17 protein-coding genes are annotated in these 18,871 nt (G+C 70.3%); 5 read left to right on the top strand and 12 right to left on the bottom strand.

All coding sequences use genetic code 11. The features are described from left to right. Positions 1-138: 138 nt before the first annotated feature. The 3 genes from GA0074692_RS05245 to GA0074692_RS05235 all read right to left on the bottom strand — a co-directional run bounded on the left by GA0074692_RS05245 (position 139) and on the right by GA0074692_RS05235 (position 2,913). Positions 139-1,545, bottom strand: coding sequence for a trypsin-like serine protease (locus GA0074692_RS05245; RefSeq protein ID WP_342672826.1), 1,407 nt, complete (start codon positions 1,543-1,545; stop codon positions 139-141). Positions 1,546-1,756: 211 nt separating this feature from the next. Further along, a complete protein-coding gene (locus GA0074692_RS05240) occupies positions 1,757-2,191 on the bottom strand; it encodes an ankyrin repeat domain-containing protein (RefSeq protein WP_176738309.1) in 435 nt (144 codons plus the stop codon). A 2-nt stretch (positions 2,192-2,193) separates the two neighbouring features. Beyond that, entirely contained in the window at positions 2,194-2,913 is a 720-nt protein-coding gene (locus GA0074692_RS05235; protein WP_218106551.1) for a DinB family protein, read from the bottom strand. A 152-nt stretch (positions 2,914-3,065) separates the two neighbouring features. On the opposite strand from GA0074692_RS05235, the gene GA0074692_RS05230 reads away from it, so the two are divergent. Continuing rightward, positions 3,066-3,614, top strand: coding sequence for a GNAT family N-acetyltransferase (locus tag GA0074692_RS05230; protein ID WP_091639926.1), 549 nt, complete (start codon positions 3,066-3,068; stop codon positions 3,612-3,614). A 48-nt stretch (positions 3,615-3,662) separates the two neighbouring features. Here GA0074692_RS05230 and GA0074692_RS05225 read toward each other — a convergent pair whose 3' ends face one another. Beyond that, positions 3,663-7,424, bottom strand: a complete 3,762-nt coding sequence (locus tag GA0074692_RS05225) for a S8 family peptidase (protein ID WP_176738308.1) — start codon at positions 7,422-7,424, stop codon at positions 3,663-3,665. A gap of 246 nt (positions 7,425-7,670) precedes the next feature. Here GA0074692_RS05225 and GA0074692_RS05220 point away from each other — a divergent pair, with 246 nt between their 5' ends. Then, a complete protein-coding gene (locus GA0074692_RS05220; protein ID WP_091639921.1) occupies positions 7,671-8,477 on the top strand; it encodes an alpha/beta fold hydrolase in 807 nt (268 codons plus the stop codon). On the opposite strand, the gene GA0074692_RS05215 is transcribed toward GA0074692_RS05220, so the two are convergent. Beyond that, the gene (locus GA0074692_RS05215; protein ID WP_091639919.1) at positions 8,380-8,862 is read right to left on the bottom strand and encodes a hypothetical protein; all 483 of its coding nucleotides are present in this window, start codon (positions 8,860-8,862) and stop codon (positions 8,380-8,382) included. The two genes, GA0074692_RS05220 and GA0074692_RS05215, sit on opposite strands and share 98 nt — an antisense overlap. Before the next feature lie 160 nt (positions 8,863-9,022). Continuing rightward, a complete protein-coding gene (locus GA0074692_RS05210) occupies positions 9,023-10,591 on the bottom strand; it encodes a PDDEXK family nuclease (protein WP_091639916.1) in 1,569 nt (522 codons plus the stop codon). 214 nt (positions 10,592-10,805) lie between these two features. Here GA0074692_RS05210 and GA0074692_RS05205 point away from each other — a divergent pair, with 214 nt between their 5' ends. Beyond that, positions 10,806-12,143 carry a hypothetical protein gene (locus GA0074692_RS05205; RefSeq protein WP_091639913.1) on the top strand — a complete coding sequence of 446 codons (1,338 nt, stop codon included), beginning with the start codon at positions 10,806-10,808 and terminating at the stop codon, positions 12,141-12,143. Between the two features lie 411 nt (positions 12,144-12,554). On the opposite strand, the gene GA0074692_RS05200 is transcribed toward GA0074692_RS05205, so the two are convergent. Then, on the bottom strand, positions 12,555-13,262 hold the full coding sequence (locus tag GA0074692_RS05200; RefSeq protein WP_088979848.1) for a TetR/AcrR family transcriptional regulator: 708 nt from the start codon (positions 13,260-13,262) through the stop codon (positions 12,555-12,557). Between the two features lie 69 nt (positions 13,263-13,331). Here GA0074692_RS05200 and GA0074692_RS05195 point away from each other — a divergent pair, with 69 nt between their 5' ends. Together GA0074692_RS05195 and GA0074692_RS05190 are read left to right on the top strand one after the other, a co-directional pair. Then, positions 13,332-13,664 carry a nuclear transport factor 2 family protein gene (locus tag GA0074692_RS05195; RefSeq protein WP_091639910.1) on the top strand — a complete coding sequence of 111 codons (333 nt, stop codon included), beginning with the start codon at positions 13,332-13,334 and terminating at the stop codon, positions 13,662-13,664. Positions 13,665-13,722: 58 nt separating this feature from the next. Next, a complete protein-coding gene (locus GA0074692_RS05190) occupies positions 13,723-14,589 on the top strand; it encodes an SDR family NAD(P)-dependent oxidoreductase (protein ID WP_091639907.1) in 867 nt (288 codons plus the stop codon). 72 nt (positions 14,590-14,661) lie between these two features. On the opposite strand, the gene GA0074692_RS05185 is transcribed toward GA0074692_RS05190, so the two are convergent. The 5 genes from GA0074692_RS05185 to GA0074692_RS05165 form a co-directional block, all read right to left on the bottom strand. Continuing rightward, positions 14,662-15,429, bottom strand: coding sequence for an SDR family NAD(P)-dependent oxidoreductase (locus GA0074692_RS05185; RefSeq protein ID WP_091639904.1), 768 nt, complete (start codon positions 15,427-15,429; stop codon positions 14,662-14,664). A 2-nt stretch (positions 15,430-15,431) separates the two neighbouring features. Next, positions 15,432-15,842: a (R)-mandelonitrile lyase gene (locus GA0074692_RS05180; RefSeq protein ID WP_091639902.1), complete on the bottom strand. Its 411-nt coding sequence runs from the start codon at positions 15,840-15,842 to the stop codon at positions 15,432-15,434. Positions 15,843-16,049: 207 nt separating this feature from the next. After that, the gene (locus tag GA0074692_RS05175; RefSeq protein ID WP_091639900.1) at positions 16,050-17,255 is read right to left on the bottom strand and encodes a sensor histidine kinase; all 1,206 of its coding nucleotides are present in this window, start codon (positions 17,253-17,255) and stop codon (positions 16,050-16,052) included. Beyond that, positions 17,252-17,944, bottom strand: a complete 693-nt coding sequence (locus tag GA0074692_RS05170; protein ID WP_091639898.1) for a response regulator transcription factor — start codon at positions 17,942-17,944, stop codon at positions 17,252-17,254. Before GA0074692_RS05170 ends, GA0074692_RS05175 begins: the two co-directional genes overlap by 4 nt. A gap of 11 nt (positions 17,945-17,955) precedes the next feature. After that, positions 17,956-18,846, bottom strand: coding sequence for a S1C family serine protease (locus GA0074692_RS05165; protein ID WP_091639895.1), 891 nt, complete (start codon positions 18,844-18,846; stop codon positions 17,956-17,958). Positions 18,847-18,871: the final 25 nt, after the last annotated feature.

Genomic DNA, 18,871 nt, shown 5'->3' with positions numbered 1-18,871 from the left:
AGATCTTGAAAGCTCAGGTTGAGCCGGATCACGCAACGAGGCCGAGAAACGGCCTCACCCCCGGCCGGTGCGCAACCGCGAAGGGCCCGGCCCGCCGAAGCGAGCCGGGCCCGTGTGGGAGAACGTGTCCGCCGCTGACTAGAGAGTCAGGGTCCAACTGTCGATGTAGCCAGTGTCCGCCGTGGCGGCGTCCTGCACCCGCAGACGCCAGGTGCCGCTTCGCGCCTCGCTGGAGACGTTGACGGTGTAGGTCTGGTTGATGTTGTCGGCGCTGCCACCAGCGCGGTTGTGCAGGACGTAGGCGCTACCGTCCGGGGCGATCAGGCTGACGACCAGATCGCCGATGTACGTGTGGACGATGTGTACTTCGACCTTCGAACTGCTCGACCCGGTGCCCGTACAACTGATCGGAATGTTGCTGTACACCGTCGTGTTGTCGGGGATCGACACATCGGTGCCATTCGTGGCGGCTGGGCACCCCCCGACCGGATTGACCGTCCAGGTGAACGACGTACTGCCGGTCTGGCCCGCGCTGTCCTGCGCCGTGACCGTCGTGGTGTAGGTCGCCGCGGTGGTCGGCGTACCGGTGATCTGCCCGGTCGAGGAACTGATGGCCAGGCCGGCCGGCAGGCCGGTAGCCGACCAGGTGTACGGCGCGGTGCCGCCCGTCGCGCTGTTGCCCAGGGTCACTGCGGTTCCGACCGTGCTGGACTGGTTACCCGGGCTGTTCACCGCGATGCCGCCTGGCGCGCCGCCGAGGGACTGCGCCGCCGCCCTGATGTCGTTGGCGAAGTAGCGCACCTCGGCGTAGACACCGGGCGCGTTGGGACGGGCGCAGCCGATGCCCCAACTGGTGATCCCGACCTGGACCCACTGGCCGGCGGCGTTGCGCTTGAACATCGGACCACCGGAGTCACCCTGGCAGGTGTCCACCCCACCCGTGCTCATGAAGCCGGCGCAGATCTCCTCGTCGTAGATCAGACCGGAGTAGCTGCCGCCGGCGCTGGCACAGGTCGGATCGCTCACGAACGGAACGTCGGCCTTCATCTGGTACCGCGACTGGGCGCCGCCCTCACTGGTGGCGCCCCAGCCCGCGACGGTGAAGGTGCCACTGTGCAGCGAGGTGTCCGTGGCGATCGGCAACAACGGACTGTTGATCGGGCTCGACAGGCGGATCAGCGCCCAGTCCTTGCCGTCGCCGTTGTACCCGGGTGCCCGGTACACGTAGTTGGACGTCCGGGTCACCCGGTTCGTGTCCTGCAGGTCCACCACGCCCCAGGTGGCCGTGATGGAGGTGGTCGGGCCGGTAGCCCCCACGCAGTGCGCCGCGGTCAGCACCAGGCTCTGGGTGTACATGGCACCGCCACAGCCCATCGACAACCGGACCATCCACGGAAATTCGCCCTGCGCCGCCCGCGTGCCACCCACGACCTGCGGACCGACGTCAGAAGCGTGGCTCGGCACCGCCGTGAGGCCACCGCCCATCATCGCCCCGACCAGCGCCACGACGCCGACCCGGAACGCCTTGCCCAGTGCTCGTCTCAACAGGTCCCTCCCTCGATCCACCGGCGCGACGTGCCCACCATGCGCACATCGCCGCCTGCAAGGTAGCCCCGACAGAGACGAATATCAATATAGAAAATGTCCAATGGAGGCAGGATGCGGAAGAGGTACCGCTGCGGTCACCGGCGCGTGAGCGGAACCGGGCCGGGCGCAGGCCCGCGAGGCGCTGGCAGAACGTGGGTTGGCGCCCTCGTTACCGGTGCGTCTGCCATCGGCAGGTCGCGCCTGCGGCTACCAGGAGGGCCTCCGTCTCGGAGTGGCCGCCTCGGACAGCCCAGTCGAGTGGCGACAGGCCACTGCCGTGATCTTCGCGAAGGTTCGGGTCCGCGCCGTGGGCGAGAAGTTCGCGTACGACGTCCACGTGCCCCCACGCCGCAGCCCCCGTCAACGGTGTGCCCTCGTCACCATGTCCGCTCTCGACGTTCGGGTCCGCGCCGGCAGTCAAGAGGATCCGCACCACCACAGGCACGTTCTGTACCGAGGCCAGGTAGAGGGGCGTCGTGCCATCACGGCCTGCCGCATTCGGGTCGGCACCTGCACGCACAAACGTCAGCGCGGCCGGAAGATCGTCACGCAGCAGCGCCGCCATCAGGCGGGAGGTGAGTTTCTTGCGCTGCCGGACGTTCACCCTCACCCCTGTGCGTCGAGGTCGCGTATCGCGAAGCGAAGGTGCTCCCACTCCTCATCGAAGATCACGTGGAGACAGTGCAGGACCGACTCCTCGTGTTCGGGTGACCACGCGACCGGCCGAGGCTCGGCGAGCAACTCCGGCGTAACGCCCGCGAGGAAGTCCCGCACCATGGCCTGCCGCCCGGCCCGCAGATCGAGCACCTCGGCGAAACTCGGCTCCCCGGTGGCAAAGATCGACATGTCACATCCATCCGTCTCGTACTCGGCGTGCGGCTGCCCGAGCGGATGGAAGGGCCGCGGCAGCCGCAGGATCGCCTTTCCGAGCCATGCATCGGTGGCGAACGCGAGGTGCCGCAGGGTCTGCACGAACGACCACTCGCCATCAACCGCGACGTCGGCAGCGCCCTGGGGCATGGACTCGACCCGGTCGACCGCAGCCTCCCAAGCCCGTTCGAGCGCCGCCCACGCCGTACGCAGGCCATCGGGATCCTCGGCATGCCTCAACTCGCGCCCGGGAAACCGCCGGTCGAGTTCGGCCTCGACGAACGGCACGACGTCGACACCGTTGATCACCAGTGCACCGTCCGCCAGCCACGGCGCATCGATGTCGAGCCCGCGCACATCGACACCGCGCATCACCGCACCGGCCAACGTCGACCTGTTGAACCGCGCGCCCCGCAGGTCCCTGTCGACGAACGTGGTGACGTCTCCCTGTGCCACGACACCCTCCCACCCATCAGCGCTCGCGACGATGCTAACGAGCGGGTCCGACAACGAACGCCACAACGCAACGACTGACGCGTACGGAATCAACTAATGCGAAGGCAATCGGGGTTCAGGCGTGTTGCTCGGCGCTGGGTAGCTTGGGTCGCATGCGCACCATCGCGAGCAACCGTCTCCTGCTGCGTCCCTGGCGTGACGAGGACGCCGATTTCCTTCTGGATCTCGAGTCGGACTGGGAGGTCGTGCGGTTCCTGGGCGCGCATCCCACGATCATGAACACCCGCGAGGACGCACTCGCCTCGATCGCCCGCCGACGCGCCATCGACGACCCGATCCACGGAATCTGGGCCATCACCACAGCGGCGGACGGCCGCCTGGTGGGAAACCTCCTGCTCAAGCCGATTCCACTGTCGGCCGGCGAGCCCTCCGGCGGGCCGACCGATGTCGAGATCGGCTGGCACCTGCATCCGGACGCCTGGGGGCACGGCTACGCCACCGAAGCAGCAGAGGCCGTCCTCGACGACGCATTCAGCCGGGGCCTCGCGAAGGTCTTCGCCGTCACGAATCCCGACAACCACGCCTCCCAGGCCGTCTGCCGGCGGCTCGGCATGACGCACCTCGGCCGGACGACGAGGTACTACGACACGCCGAACGAACTCTTCGAAAAGCAGAATGGAGCGGTGCGCACCAGCGGGTAGCCCCGGGCCGCCATGCGGCCCGGGGCTACCCGTCCAGGGTGCCGCGCGCTACCGCACGCCGTACGCCCGGATGATCGTCTGGCGTACGCCGTTGCCGTGCTCGTCGCGGAGGTCGACGCGTAGGGAGACGTTCTTTCCGGCGCCCGCCGACTGATCCACAGTGGTAACGAACCCGGCGCCCCTCCGGGTGACGGTCACCTCCTGCCACGTCGTCCCGTCGTCGAACGAGACCCACGCCTGCGCCGCCGTGATCTGCCCGGCGTCGTAGTCACGCTGACCGGCGCCGCCGAAGCCGATTTCGAACCCGGCGGTCGCCGGGGTCAGGTTCCGCGTATCGACGGCGATGTCGTAGGACGGCACCAGGATCGGCAGGGCGTAGAGGCCGTTGTCGGACGGCCGCTGCGACCGGAACCGGAACTCCGTCTCCGTGCTGTAGAAGAGACTCCAGTTCGGATGGTTGGGCTGCCCGGGGTTGAACCGCATGGTCGTCACCCGCAGCCGGTAGGCCGCGTCGTCGTCCGGCACGTCCCAGATTCCCTGCGGCCAGGCGCTGCGCCCGAGGCTGACGCCGTCGGCGAACAGTTCCGCGTTGCCGACGTCGCCGAAGCCGCCGAAGCCGTAATGGTCGGGGTCGGAGTCACCCCATACCAGCATCGACGCGCCGATCTGGCCCTCCTGCCTCTCGGCGATGCGCTCCGCCGACAGGTCCGCCCGCCGGGTGCCGGTCGAGCGCATCGGGCCGCGGTACCAGTCCTCCGACCGGACGGACCCCGCCTCGGCGGTCCGCGGCGCGGCGAACATCGTCTCGCTCCGGCCGCTCGCCCCGGACATGAGGCGCTGGGTCTGCACACCGGCGGTCACGAACGAGGCCCGTTCGACCGGAACGGCGAAAGTGTCGGAGACGAGCGACACGGTGCTGGGGTAGTTCGCCGGGAAGAATTGGATTCCGTCGACGATGACCCGGTTGGTGCGGGTGGAATGGATCCGCTCGTCGACCCGGGCCAGATTCTTCTCTCTGACCTGCAGCGGCACGTCCGGCTGGGTCATCCGCTCGTCCGCGAACGCCACGTTGTAGACGTAGGGGCTCGTGACAACGGCGTCCCAGGCCAGCGTCACCGGTCCGGCGGCCAGCGCGGCCCGCAGGGCGGACTCCTCCGTGGTGGTGACCGTCAGACCCGGGATCGTGGACGCGGCGAACGCGGACCAGCGGCCTGGCTCGTCCCGTGCGAAGAGGACGGCCTTGACGTCTGCGGCCGCGGCGGCGGTGAGGACCCTCGCGACATCGGTCGAGTGCACCAGCGCGATCTTCCCGGCCGCTGTGACCAACTCCGCCTGACTGCCTGCTCCGGCGTCGACCAGTTCGGCGGTGCCGGATCCGTCGAACCGGGTCGGTACGCCGGCCTGGAGCCGGCTCGGCCCGATGTACACCGGGTCGAGAGCGATGCCGCCGGTAGTGCGCAGAACCAGCTCGGGCGCGTACAGCCGGTAGTAGCTGCCCAACTGGAAGCCGCCGTCGGTGACCGGCGTGGTCCGGCCGACGTAGACCTCGTCGACCGACTTCCCGCCGGTGTAGCCGCCGCTGATGTACGCGGCGTCCCACCAGCGGCCGTACTCCAGCGCGACACTTTGGGCCTCGGTCGGCCGCTCGGCGGTGATCTTCTGCCGGACCGCCGTCCGGGCGTCGTAGGTGATGGTCCGGTCGACGTCGTCGTTGTTGACCACCAACTCCGGGTCGCCCATGAACGTCACCGAGTGGACCAGGCCGTTCGCCTCGGTGGTGCCGGCGTCACGGCTGGCGATCAGGGCGTTGATCGAGTAGCGGCCCTCGCGCAGCCGCAGCGTCGGCTCGGTCGTGAACGACGTGAACCGCAGGGCGGTCAGCCGGTCCGCGTCCACGACGTCCACGAACGACGGCGCGGCCGGCACCTCGCCGCGGCGGTCGATCAGCTTCAGCTTCACGGTGACCGCGTGCGGCTCCAGGTATGCCGCGATCGCCGTGACGACGGTGCTGCCGTCAGCGGCGGTGGCGACGAGCCGGGCCCCGATCGCGCCGTACTCGGCGGCCCTCAGCTTGACGGCCGGGTCGAGGACGACGGGCACCTCGGCCGTGCCGTGCGCCGGGACGGTGACCGTGCCGATCCCGGCCGCGAACGTCCGCTTCGGCAGCGGCGCTCCGTTCTCGGCGGTCGCTCCGGCGATCGCGAGGTCGAACGCGACCGCCTTGTCACCGGTGTTGGTGAGTGTGACCGTCGTCGTGGTCTTCGGCTGGTGCAGGTGCGGCCAGGCATACGATCCCGCGTCGACGACACCGGGGCCGACGACCGCCGCGGTAAGCGGGCGCAGCGCGTCGACGACACCGGCGCCCACCTCGTGCACCCGGCCCGTGGTGCTCGGCGTCGCCGCCGAGATCAGCGCCGCCTTGCGCTGCTGCGCCGTCCAGCCTGGGTGCTTCTGCTTCAGCAACGCGGCGACCGCGGCGACGTGCGGGGTCGCCATCGACGTGCCCGACATCCGGGTGTACCGGCCGGTGCCGGACTCGGCCGCGAGGATCTCCACACCCGGAGCGGCGATCTCGGGCTTGACGGTGTGGGTACCGACGACCGGGCCACGGCTGGTGAACCGGGCGGCCTGACCCGCGGAGTCCACGGCGCCCACGGTGAGAACGTCCTTCGCGCAGGCGGGCGCGCTGATCGTCTGGAGCGTGGGGCCCGCGTTGCCGGCGGCCACCACGAACAGCGAGGTGCTCTGCTGCGCGAGCGCCTGCGCGGCGACGCCGATCGGATCGGTGCAGTCGGTGCCGACGCTGCCGCCGAGGCTCATGCTGATCACGTCGGCCTTATGGTCGACGGCCCACTGCATGCCGTTGATGATCCAGGACTCCTGGCCTTGGCCGTACCTGTTGAGCACCTTGCCGATGAGCAGCTTCGCGCCGGGTGCGACGCCCTTCTCGACACCGTCGGAGGCGACGCCGGTGCCCGCGACCGTCGACGCGACATGTGTGCCGTGCCCGTTCAGGTCCACGTCGGCGCCGCCGGAGTCGGTGGTGAAGTTCTTCGCGCCGGCCACCTGCCCGGCGAGGTCCGGGTGCTTGCCGTCGTAGCCGGAATCGAGGACGGCCACCGTAGCGCCCGTCCCATCGAAGCCCGCCGCCCACGCCTGCGGGGCGTGGATCTGCGCGGCGCTCTCGGCCATCGTCACGCTGACCCGCTCGTCCAGCCACAGCTTCGCGATCCTCGGCCCGTCACCGTCGGTCAGGTCGCGCCAGAACTCCGCGGCCTGCTCCTTGTCCGCTGACAGGGCGACGGCGTCCGCGACCGGCAGGGTCGCCTCGACGGTCGCGCCCTGCGGGGCCTGCGGCGCCTGGCGGGTACGCGTCACCGCGCCCCCATAGGTGGCGAGCAACGGCAGGGCCGCGGCAGACCGGTCGTCGTAGCCCTGGCGTACCAGCGCGCTGACGTTGAACAACTGCTCGTCGAGGGCGCCCTCGGAGATCATCGGGACCGCGCGGGCCGGGACGACGTAGACATCACCGCGGAAGACGCGGGTGATGTAGCCGTCCGGGTCGGCGTTCGGGCCCGGGACGAGCGACGCCGACGGGCGGCCCGCGGCGTCGACGGAGTGCACGGCGAGGTCGCCGGTGATCAGTGTGACCGGCGTACCGGCCGGGGTCGCCGTGCCGGACGCCGAGCCGACGATCGGCCGCTGCGGCGGTGCCGCGGCGGCCGGCGCCGCAGCGGCGGCAACGCTCACCGTCAAGGCGACGACGCCCACGGCCCGGCCGAACCGGGCCCATCGGTGGTGGGTAGACATGGGATTTCCTTCCGCGATGCGTGGCCTGCACGGATCGTGGCAGCGCATCGTCTCGCGGAATACGGACCATGGCTGGCGGTTCTGCGCCTTGGCGGTACTTCGCCGCTGATCCGGTCATTGCGCTGGCCGCAATGACCGGGGCGAAATGTCAGATGTGGACAACGTGTCGGGACCCGCGGCGGTCCGGGTAGCCGGCGGACGGCGGGTCGGCGACAGCGGCCGGAGCGCCGACCGCACACTGGGCACATGGACGACGAGTCGTGGACGCGGGACGGCATACGGGTACGCGGTGGCGGACCGGCCAACGGCGACGGGACCGGGCAGCCGGTCCTGCTGCTGCTGCACGGGCTGGCCGCCAACGGCGCGGTGTGGGACGGGTGGCGGCCGGTGCTCCAGCGGCACTGGCCGGGCCGGTGGCTCGCGCCCGACCTGCCCGGTCACGGCGGCTCGGAACCGCTGGACGACTACACGTTCCACACGTTGGCCACCGGGGTCGCCCGCATCCTCGACCCGGGGCAGCGGCTGGTCGTCCTCGGCCACTCGCTCGGCGGCGTACTCGGGTTGGCCCTGGCCGGTGACGGGTTCACCCTGCCGATCGAGGCCGTCGTCGGCCTGGGCGTCAAGGTCGCGTGGCGCGAGGAGGAACTGACCCGGCTCGCGGCACTGGCCCAGCGTCCGGTTGCCTGGTTCGACTCCCGGGCCGAGGCCACCGCCCGCTACCTGCGGATCTCGGGCCTGGACGGGCTGCTCGACCCGGCCTCCCCCACCGTCGACGCCGGTCTGCGCTCCGACGACGGCCGATGGCGGCTGGCGCTGGATCCCTCGGCGTTCGCCGTGGGCGCGCCGGACATGGAAGGGCTGCTGGCAGGGTCACGGGCCGAGGTGACACTGGCCCGGGGAGAACGGGACCAGATGGTCAGCCGCGAGCAGTTGACCCGGCTGGTCCCGGCACCGGTCACCCTGCCCGGGCTCGGCCACAATGCCCACGTCGAGGACCCGGCCGCCGTGTTCGAGCTGCTCCGCCCGTGTCTGGACGGAGCCGGACGGCCGTGACACCGGAACTGGAGGTGAAGGTGGCCCGGGTGCCGTCGACGTGGGCATCGACGAACGGGTTCTCGTCTTCCAGGTAGACCACCCAGAGCAGCTGCCGGTTCCGGTCGAGCCGGCCGAAGAACCCCTCCGAACCGTAGGAGCCCTCACCGCAGACCAGGTGGCCCGACCCGTCCGACAGTTCCCGTTCCAACGCCACCGTGATCGTGGTGACCTCTTCGGGGTCCGGCACCAGGAACTCCGTCAGGCCGAACGGCTCCCCCAGAGCCAGGCCACCCGGGGCGGTGGGGTCGGCCCATGCGTCACGCGCCGTCCCGGCCGCCCGGTAGAGCCCGTCGCGGATCGGCAGGTTCTCCGCCAGCCACAGCCGGCTGATCACGCTGGTCATCTCCTCTCCGACTTCTTCGGGACGATCGTCGGCTGCTCATACGGACCAGTGGGAGGCACGCACCCACCCGGCCGGACGTTCCGCTTGTCGTTGAACCGGTCCTTGAACGCCTGACCCCAGGTCTTGCCGCCCCACCTGTCCGTTGGCAGGGGGGCTCTCGTCAGATTCCGCGTGGCGGCCCGAGCGCTCGGAGCGCTGCCACGAGGTCGGGCGGCACGGTGAAGTGAGTCGCCTGGACCCCGTGGTCGTAGCCCGTTTGGAACGGATACTCCACTTCCTCGGGAAGGTGGCCTTGCTCGATAAAAGAGGCCGTGATGCGGTTAGTAGGACGTGTCAGTCCGCGCAGCGTGCGATCCGGTGGGAACTCAGCGATCACGTACACCTGTTCCCGCTCCAGCCGACCGCCCTGGCGCGCTGCGGTACGGATCAGAGCTGCCAGCACCGGGTAGGAGTTGTCGAGCACGGTCATCAGCTTCTCAGCTGCCCGCACCGACCAGCCTCGAATTTCACGTGGCACCCGCTCAGCCTGATCTTCGATTACGATCCGCACCGCGGGACGTACCCGTTGCCGAGGCCGTGCCGGGAGGTTGCGTCGCAGGAACGAGGTATCGGCTGCGTCAGTACCCGCGCCGTCCTCAACCTGCTCCTCCTCCGAGGGAGGCCGGGGAGGCGCTTGCACCGGTTGATACCGCAACTGGACGAGCCGGTCTTCCAGAAACAGGCTGATCGTCGGCAACAAGAACTGTCTCGCATCGGCCGCACGTCGGCGTTGCTGCTCGGGTATGGACAACAACCAGGCCTCAAGCGCGCCGGGGAGACCGAAGGACAGCCGGAAAGCCTCGGGATCCGCCATGGGGGTGATGGTCCAGTCCCCACGAGCCCCTTCTCGCCCGAAACGGATGTCCACTGGGATGTGAGTGCCGTGCTCTGCGATGAAGGCCTCGAAGTCCTCCATGCTGTCGGGCTGCATGGCCAGAATGAACGGCGCTGTGGGGAAGCCCAGGATGAGCCCTTCACCGGTAGCCGAATCCTGCAGTTCGGCGGTCACCCGGGCCGCCCAGAACGCCAGGATGTCCGCGGGCAGGGCGCCGGCCGTACCTGCAGTGGGCACTCCGGTCGCAGTCATCTCGACTCCTGCGCTGCTGAATGCAGTTCGGAGTGCCAGTCGCACTTGCCGGACAGGGAAGGTCGTGAGATCGGCCTCCACTGCTTCGGCGAGGACCAGACTCGCGGCCCTTTCTACTGTGGCGATGAGGGGTTCGAACGCGGGCCCGGATAGGTCGACAAGCGAGATCTGTTGAGCGAGCGCGTAGCTTTGTGCTTCCTTTTTGAAACCGGCCGCCGAGAACAACGCGTAGCGGTACTGATACCGGCGTAACGGATGCCGGTAAGACGTCGATAATTCGGTCGAGTACTGCTGGTTCACGTCATCGATGACGCCGTGGGCGTTGCGCACCTCTGCCAGGCCGACCTTCGAACCGCGGTTCTTCGCCTCGACGAACAGCCGAACAGGTAGGGAGAACGGCGTCGGCATCAGCAGATCACCCAACACGTCGGCCTGGTGATCAGCCCCCCGGCCGCGAACGAGCAGGCCGTGTCCCGCTTGACGCAAGGCTTGCTCATCAGCGTCCGAGTCCTGCAGGAGCCGGTATCCGTTCGAGCTAAGCAGGAAGGCTATCGCCTCCTCGAGAAGATACCCGGCGAGGGCATCGGTGGAGATCAGTGCCATGATCTGATCCTCCCATGTGGAGGCCGATGCGGGGCACCCGACTACCTGGGCAGGCGCGTGGCACGCGAGGGGGTGCCGGTAATCCCGCTCCTACCTGACGGAGGGCGCGTGGCCTGCGGGAAAGGGACCTTCGCGAGACAGCCGACGAACCTGCCGTCGATGTGGATGGTTAGTCTCGGAGGCGCTCGCCACGACTAGGAACGGCGGAAACGGCGTGACGGACCACTTGCAGGTGCCGGTGTGGACCCTGGCGACGGAATCCGGGAGGGTTTCGCTGGCAGCTCAGCTTCCTGTGGATCACGAGGGGATGACCCCGGAGCGGCTTGCCGGGCTGCGGCAGGCGCTCGCCGCGTTTCTCGACACGCCGCTTGTCACGGTGGAGGCATATCCGCTTCCCGTAGAGGCGCACCTTCGGGGCGGGCGGCTCCTCGACGCCGCTTCGCCTCTCGCCATGGAACTCCGGCGCCTGTTGAAGGTGCCGGCAAACGCCTCCACCAGCGTGGCCGGCGCCGCGAAGTCGACGGAGACGCTGTACCGCATGGTGGTGCCGAGGACGGTGGCGGCGCAGCTCGGTGAAGGCCTGGTCCGATCCATGCCGTCCAAGAAAGTCCTCGGCGGGATCCACAGCGGGATCCTCGGCAAGACAGGGATCGTGGGGAACGCGACCTTCGTCCCGGTGGTGGCCGACGCGTCACGTCCGGGCGCTACCGCGGCGGTGAGCGGCACCGCAAGAGTCGCAACTGGCGTCGGCATGGTCACCGCCGCAGCGTCCTTCGTTCTCCTCGCCGTCGCCACCGCCGCGAGCGTGTACGCCGAAGAGCAGCGCCGTAAGGCCATGGAGAGAGTCACCGAGCTTCTCGAGGAGCTGACCGCCGACAATCTCGACGCGGAGCGCGATCGCCTCAACGGCGCAACGACAGCCGTCGAGAGAGCGACCGCGCTCCTGCTCGACAAGGGTGAGGCCGGACATTCCCTGGGCCTGGATGCCGCGGTGCACACCGTCGACACCGCCATCGCCGCGGCCACACGCAGGGCCGCGACATGGCGGGCGAAACTCGCAGCGTTCTCGTCCGAAGGTGTGGAGATCGCTGACCTCGTCAAGGCCTTCCCCGGAATCGACCAGCCCAACGGTGCGTTCCGCGTCGAGCTCCGGCTCGCTTCGCTGGCGATCGCCACGAAGCGACGTGTCGCGGTTCTGCAAGCCGTGGAGCACGCTCAGAAGTCTCCGGAGCTCGACTTCCGTCGTTTCACGGCGATGCTGCAGGATGAGCAGCGAAGCGTGGACGAACTCCAGAGCGAGCTGCGCGCGCTCCTGGTGGACCTGGCGGAACTCCGGCTCCGTGCTCCCACCAAGAGCTTCACGGACCGCCTGCTGACGCAAGGCGAAGTGAACAACCTGCTCGCCTGGCCGGGCCGCCTGCGGCAACTGGCGAGCGAGGAGTCGGTGGCCGCCTCGGAGCTTCCCGATGTCGAGATCGGCCTCGTCCAACGGGCGGACGGGAAGGTACTGGTTCTGCCCGCAGAGGCGATGCCACGCGATCACGCCGCCTGAGCCGGCCGCCGACACTCCCGGTTCAGCGCCTCCTGTGCGGGGCCGCTGATCTGCCGAGAGGTAGGCGTCGTTCCTCAGAACGCGCAAATTCGGGTAACCGCGGAACGACCTACGCTCAGGAAGTTTGGCAATAAGGGACAAGGTCAACATCCTAGCGTTGCGGGGCAATATCGACGGCGCAGAAGCCTGCGCGGCGCAGCTGCTCGCCACTGCTGACCTTCCCGCCGAGCAACGGCGCCAGCTCCACCAACGGATGATCAACCGGCGGCTAATGCTCGGCGGCTGGGCAGGTCGGTGCTGCACAGCCTGCGCCCGCTCGGCGCGGAGATGCTCGCCTCGGACCGTCGGCAACCGCCCCTGAGCGCTCGCTTCCCGGGCAACCCGTGCCGCTCCGGGCCGGACCGGCACGGTTCAGGAGCGCCCGAGGCGGTCCAGCAGCTCGCCGAGGAGCGCGTGCTCCCCGGCGGTGAGCCCGGTCGAATCCTGCTCCAGCAGGGTCCGCAGCGCCAGCGCGGTGCTGGCGCGGGTCGCCGCCGGGGACTCACCGCGCGCGGTGGTGTCGAGGACGCCGGCGAGTGCGGCCTCCCGTACCCGATTCGAGAGGCCCGGGTCGCGCGCCTCCTCGGGCTGCGTGATCAGGCTGAGGGTGACGCCGACGTTGGCGGCGAGGATCTGCTCGGCCGCGTCGTCGACCGGTACCCGTAGCAGCCCCTGGCGCGCGGCGGCGCCCAGCAGGTCCCGCAGCATGGCGTGGGCGGGCGCGGTGATGGCGCAGGGTCGGCCGGGCTCGACCCGCCCGTAGAGCAGGGCGTAGAAGGTCGGATGTTCCAGTCCGAACCGGACGTGCTCATCCCAGCCTCGGCGGATGTCGTCCAGCGCGTCCCGGGTGTCGCCGGAGGGCCGCGGCGAGTGGACGTACTGGCTGAAGCCGTGGTTTATCACCGCGTCGATCAGGCCCTGCTTGCTGCCGAAGTGGTGGTAGAGCGTCGGCGCCTGCACCCCGGCGCGCTCGCAGACCGCCCGGGTCGACACGTCACGGTCGCCGGAGCTGTCCATCAGCTCGGCGGCGGCCAGGAGGAGACGGTCCCGGGCATTACCGCTCAGCGCACGACGAGGCATAGCGCTATGGTATCTCATGTAGCGCTACACTATGCCGTGTAGCGTGTATAGCGGCAGAGGGGGAGAGACATGGACACGGCAGTTCCCAGCGTCATCCGGGACTACTTCGACGCGAGTGCGAGTCGCGACGTCGAGCGCGTCGTCGGCCTGTTCACCGAGGACGCGGTGGTAGTCGACGAGAACGAGACCCGGCGCGGCCGGTCGGAGATCCGGGCCTGGCAGGAGGGGCCGGCGTCGCGGTACGAGTACACGACCGAGCTGCGCCGGGTGGAGCCGGCCGGGGCGGACGCCTTCCTGGTCAGCGGCCGGATCGAGGGGAACTTCCCGGGCGGTACGGCCGACCTGACCTGGCGGTTCACGCTCTCCGGCGACCGGATCAGCCAGCTGGAGATCGCACCCTGACGCCTTCCGCTCCCCAGGACCGGCGAACCGTTTCAGGAAGGGAATCGGGAAGGAAGTCATGAGGACCTGGTTCATCACCGGAGGCACCCCGGGCGGCTTCGGTATGGCGTACGCGGACGTCGTGCTCGGCCGTGGCGACCGGGTGGTGCTGACCGCGCGGCGCCCCGACGAGTTGCGCGACTGGGCGGCGCGGCACGGCGACGACGCGCTCGTCCTGCCCCTGGACGTCACCGACGCCGGGCAGATCCGGCTGGCCGTGGCGGAGGCCGAACGGCGCTTCGGGAGCATCGACGTGCTGGTCAACAACGCCGGACGCGGCTGGTACGGCTCGGTCGAGGGAATGGACGAGGCCGCCGTACGCAACATGTTCGAACTGAACTTCTTCTCGGTGCTACGGGTGACGCGCGCCGTGCTGCCCGGGATGCGGGCCCGGCGCGCCGGCTGCATCGTCAACATGTCCTCGGTTGCCGGCCTGGTCGGTGTACCCGGATTCGGTTTCTACACGGCGGCGAAGTTCGCCGTCGAGGGGCTGACGGAGGTGCTGCGGCAGGAGGTCGCGCCGTTCGGCATCAGGGTGCTCGCGGTGGAGCCCGGCGCTTTCCGCACCCGGGCCTACGCCGGCTTCGCCGACGAGCCGGTCGAGGAGGGCGTCGAGGAGTACCGGTCGATGCTGGCGACCGTGCGGGCCAGCATGATCGAACAGAACGGCCGGCAGCCCGGCGATCCCGTGCGTGGCGTCGAGGCCGCGGTCGCGGCGGTCGACCGCGACCAGGCCCCGAGGCGCTTGGTGCTGGGCAGCGCGGGGTACGACCGGGTGGCGGACAACCTGGAGGCCATGCTCGCCGAGCTGCGGGCGGACGAGGCGGTCAGCCGGGGCGCGGACTTCCCGGTCGCGGCGGACACCGGGACAGGCACCCGCAGGTGACCGCCCCACCGGGGTCCGTGCCGGCCGGGTCGACCGCATCCGGCGGCCGGGCGGGGCTGGTACACCCCTGGCTCAGCGGGCGGTGTAGCCGCCGTCGACGGGCAGGGCGACACCGACCACGAAGCTGGCGCCGGAGCTACACAGCCACAACACCGCAGCGGCGATCTCCTCGGGTTCGCCGAGCCGGTTGATCGGCTGGTTGGCGATCGCCTCGTCGCGGTCGAGCTCACCCTTGTCGATCATGTCGGTGACCATCGGGGTGGCGATGGTGCCGGGGCAGACCGCGTTGATGCGGATGCCGCGCGGCGCGTACTCCAGGGCGGCGCTGCGGGTCAGGCCGATCACGCCGTGTTTGCCGGCGTGGTAGGCGGCCCGGCCGGGCAGGCCCACGAGTCCGCCGAGCGACGAGCAGTTGACGATCGCGCCGCTGCCCTGGGCGCGCATCTGGGCGAGTTCGTGTTTCATGCACGCCCAGACTCCGCGCAGGTTGATCGCGTTGACCCGGTCGAAGACGTCGGCGCTCTCGTCGGCGGCGTCGCTGGGCGGCGCCTGGATGCCGGCGTTGTTGAACGCCATGTCCAGGCGCCCGAACTGCTCGACCGTGGCGTGCACGGCGGCGGCGACGCTCGCCTCGTCGGCGACATCACAGGGCACGCCCAGTACCCGATGTCCGGCGCCGGTCAACTCGGCGGTGACGGTGCGCAGCGCGTCGGGGTTGATGTCGGTCAGCACGACCGCGGCCCCGGATTCGGCGAAGGCGCGGGCGGTGGCCAGGCCCATCCCGGAGCCGGCGCCGGTGACCAGGGCGACCTGACCGGTGAAGTCGTAGGTGGGGTTCATGCTCAGGCCGCCTGGTTCGCGGTCTTGTAGCGCTCGTCGGTGACCGGCTCGAGCCAGGTGGTGGGGTCGCTGCCGTCGGGTTTGGCTTCGAGCATCGCGAGGTGGCTCATGAACGTGTCTTCGGCGGCACCGTGCCAGTGCTGCTCATCCGGTGGGCAGAGCACCGTCTCGCCGGCGTGGATACGCAGCACCGAGCCGTCGCGGGTGCCGACCAGGCCGACGCCTTCGGTGACGTGCAGGGTCTGGCCGACGGCGTGGGAGTGCCAGTTGGTGCGGGCGCCGGGGGTGAACCGGACCAGCGCGACGGTCATTCGCGACGGCCCGGTGCCGTTGTAGATCGGGGTCATGTAGACGTCGCCGGTGAACGCCTGCGACGGCATCTTGATGGTGGATTGCACAGCCTGAAGCTTCATGACGGCCCCTCCTCACAGTGGTTCTGGCCCGGTTGTACCTGCCCGCTGTGGGCTCCCTCCATGAAAGCGGATACTTCGGGCGCGAGGGAGTTACCGAGGAAGGATGTACCACCAGGGCGTCCTTGAGCGGTCACAGCCGCAAGGGCGTGGGGGTAGCTGCTGGTCCGCGACGCCAGACCCTCGAGGGACGGCTGTCCGGGCGTGCCGTCACACAGGCGATGTCGTCGGGGGTGGGTTGTCGTCGGTGCGGTCGGTGGACGGTAGCCACAGCAGGAAGGTGCTGCCGACGCCCAGCCGGGAGAAGACGGCGGCGTGCCCGCTGTGCGACTCGACGATCTGCCGCACGATCGCCAGGCCCAGCCCGGTTCGCCGGTCGCGGGAGGAACCCTGGCCGGTTTCTCCGCGCCAGAACCGGTCGAACACCCGGGTCTGGTCGTCCTCGGCGATGCCCGGTCCCTCGTCGGCGACGGCGAGCCAGAGCCAGCCGCCGACCCGACCGGTGGCGATGGTGATCGCTCCGCCGGGCGGGGAGAGGCGGACCGCGTTGGACAGCAGGTTGCCCGCCGCCCGGCGCAGTGCGTCCGGGTCACCGATGCAGACGAGTTCGGCGCCGAGCACGTACCGCAGGCGCAGCCCACGCCCGGCGGCGAGCGGGGCGATGTCCTCGCCGGCCTCCCGCGCGACGACGCTCAGCTCGACGTCGGTGTCGTTGAGGGCGTCGGTGTCGCGGCGGGCGGTGGCGAGCAGGTCCTCGATGAGCCGGGACATCCGGGTGGTGGCCCGGTCCACGGTGGCGACCGCCTGCGCCCGCTCCTCGTCGCTCGCCTCCGGCGAGGTGAGCGAGGCGTCCAGGTGCGCGCGGATGATGGCGAGCGGGCTGCGCAGCTCGTGGGAGGCGTCGTCGACGAGCTGACGCTGGGCGCGGAACGCGTGGTCGAGCCGGTCGAGCATCGAGTCGATGGTGTCGGCGAGGTCGCGCAGCTCGTCGCGGGGGCCGGTGAGCCGGATACGCCGGGACAGGTCGGTGGCCTGGATCTCCCGGGCGGCGCGGGCGATCGCCCCGACCGGGCGCAGCGCCCGCCCGGAGAGCACCCAGCCGATGCCGAGGCTGGCGACGAAGAGCCCGCCGAGGGCGACCAGCGAGTAGTCCCGCAGGGTCTCCATCAGCCGCAGGTTGACCTCACCCTCGATCTGCTGCACCTCGGCGACCTCGATGGTGGTGCCGGTCGGTACCGTACGGCCGTCGCTCTTGAGCTTGACCAGCTGTGCCTCGTAGCGCTTGGTGACCGGCTTCGGGTCGACCGCCCGGTCCACCGCCACGTATGCGACCAGCAGACCGGCTCCGGCCAACGCGAACAGCAGCGTCGAGTAGAGCACGGTGAGCCGGAACCGGATGGACCGGAAGATCTTCATACTGCCTCCCGCAGCCGGTAGCCCCGCCCGATCACCGTCTCGATCGGCGGGTCGCCGTCGCCGCCGGTGAGCTTGCGGCGCAGGGTGCCGACGGTCACCCGGACCGTCTCGGTGAACGGGTCGGCGTTGGCGTCCCAGACGTGTTCGAGCAGTTCCTCCGCTGGCACCACCCGGCCAGGGCGGGTCATCAGGTACTCCAGCACACCGAACTCCTTCGGCGTGAGCCGCAACGGCCGGCCCGCGCGTTGCGCCTCGTGCCGGGCCGCGTCCAGGGACAGGTCACCCACGGTGAGCACCGCGCCGGTGCCGGCGGTGTCCCGACGCAGCAGCGCCCGTACCCGGGCCAGCAGTTCGGCCAGCGCGAACGGCTTGACCAGGTAGTCGTCGGCACCCTCGTCGAGCCCGCGGACGCGGTCACCGAGCGCCCCACGGGCGGTCAGCATCAATACCCGCAGGTCACGCCCGGCGGCCACCTCGACCTCGCCCCGGCGGATCGTCCGGCAGACCGTGAACCCGTCGACGTCGGGCAGGTTGACGTCGAGCAGCATCAGGTCGTACGCGTTGACCAGCAGCAGCTCGTACGCCTCGGTGGCGTCGGCGGCCAGGTCGACGGCGTGCCCCGCGCGGGTCAGGCCGACCCGCAGCGCGCCGGCCAGGTCCGTCTCGTCCTCTACCAGGAGCAGCCGCATGAGCAGAAAACCTATCCCCTCGCGATGATGCCGGCCGCCACACGCGCGGCGCGCTCGATCGGGATCGCGAAGCCGATGCCGATGCTGCCGCCGCCCTCCAGCGTGGCGATCGCGGTGTTCACCCCGACCACCTCGCCCCGGGCGTTGACCAGCGGTCCGCCGGAGTTGCCGGGATTGATCGAGGAGTCGGTCTGCACGGCGGTCTGCCGGGCGCCGCCGCCGAGGCGTACCGGTCGGTCGAGGGCGCTGACGATCCCGGCGGTGACGGTGCCGGAGAGTCCCAGCGGGGAGCCGACGGCCAGCACCGGTTCGCCGACCCGGGTCTGTCCGGCGGCGGCCAGGGGCAGCGCGGGAAGCCGCCCGGCCGGGTCCACCCGCAGCACCGCGATGTCGCTGCCGGGATCGCGGCCGACGAGGCGGGCGGTCAGCCGGCGGCCGTCCTGACCGACGACGCTGATCGTGCCGCCCCCGGCGACGACGTGGTCGTTGGTGACGATGTGACCTCGGTCGTCGATGACGAACCCGGAGCCGGAGGAGCCGGATCCGCCTCGCCGTACCTGCACGGAGACCACCCCGGGCAGGGCCCGGGCCGCCGCCGTCACCAGGTCGGACGGGACCGCCGGGGCGGTGCCCGACGGCGGCAGTGGTGCCGCCGCGCCGGGTGCCGGTGGGTCCGGCTCGTCGGACGCCGCGAGGTGACCGGCGGTGCCGCCGGCTCCCGCCGACACCGCGACCACGGCCAGACCGGCCAGCAGCAGCCGGGGCCACCGCCGGTCGGTCGCGGCCGGCACCGGTCCGGCGTCCGACCTGGGTACGCCGACCGGACCACTGCCGGCCGTGAGGTCCGGTGAGGTGAACCGCGGACCGCGCGGCTCCCCCAGACCGGTGGATGTGGTCGACATCGATGACCCTCCTCAGTCGCTCGTG

Origin of the sequence: Micromonospora pallida (assembly GCF_900090325.1) — a bacterium.
Classification (GTDB): Bacteria; Actinomycetota; Actinomycetes; order Mycobacteriales; family Micromonosporaceae; genus Micromonospora; species Micromonospora pallida.
This window is presented reverse-complemented; position numbering and strand designations above follow the sequence as displayed.

Excerpts from the sequence above, each read along its gene's own strand:
- GA0074692_RS05230 (WP_091639926.1), top strand. The coding sequence starts at position 3,066 with ATGCGCACCATCGCGAGCAACCGTCTCCTGCTGCGTCCCTGGCGTGAC.
- GA0074692_RS05225 (WP_176738308.1), bottom strand. The coding sequence starts at position 7,424 with ATGTCTACCCACCACCGATGGGCCCGGTTCGGCCGGGCCGTGGGCGTC.
- GA0074692_RS05220 (WP_091639921.1), top strand. The coding sequence starts at position 7,671 with ATGGACGACGAGTCGTGGACGCGGGACGGCATACGGGTACGCGGTGGC.
- GA0074692_RS05215 (WP_091639919.1), bottom strand. The coding sequence starts at position 8,862 with ATGACCAGCGTGATCAGCCGGCTGTGGCTGGCGGAGAACCTGCCGATC.
- GA0074692_RS05210 (WP_091639916.1), bottom strand. The coding sequence starts at position 10,591 with ATGGCACTGATCTCCACCGATGCCCTCGCCGGGTATCTTCTCGAGGAG.
- GA0074692_RS05200 (WP_088979848.1), bottom strand. The coding sequence starts at position 13,262 with ATGCCTCGTCGTGCGCTGAGCGGTAATGCCCGGGACCGTCTCCTCCTG.
- GA0074692_RS05195 (WP_091639910.1), top strand. The coding sequence starts at position 13,332 with ATGGACACGGCAGTTCCCAGCGTCATCCGGGACTACTTCGACGCGAGT.
- GA0074692_RS05190 (WP_091639907.1), top strand. The coding sequence starts at position 13,723 with ATGAGGACCTGGTTCATCACCGGAGGCACCCCGGGCGGCTTCGGTATG.
- GA0074692_RS05185 (WP_091639904.1), bottom strand. The coding sequence starts at position 15,429 with ATGAACCCCACCTACGACTTCACCGGTCAGGTCGCCCTGGTCACCGGC.
- GA0074692_RS05180 (WP_091639902.1), bottom strand. The coding sequence starts at position 15,842 with ATGAAGCTTCAGGCTGTGCAATCCACCATCAAGATGCCGTCGCAGGCG.
- GA0074692_RS05175 (WP_091639900.1), bottom strand. The coding sequence starts at position 17,255 with ATGAAGATCTTCCGGTCCATCCGGTTCCGGCTCACCGTGCTCTACTCG.
- GA0074692_RS05170 (WP_091639898.1), bottom strand. The coding sequence starts at position 17,944 with ATGCGGCTGCTCCTGGTAGAGGACGAGACGGACCTGGCCGGCGCGCTG.
- GA0074692_RS05165 (WP_091639895.1), bottom strand. The coding sequence starts at position 18,846 with ATGTCGACCACATCCACCGGTCTGGGGGAGCCGCGCGGTCCGCGGTTC.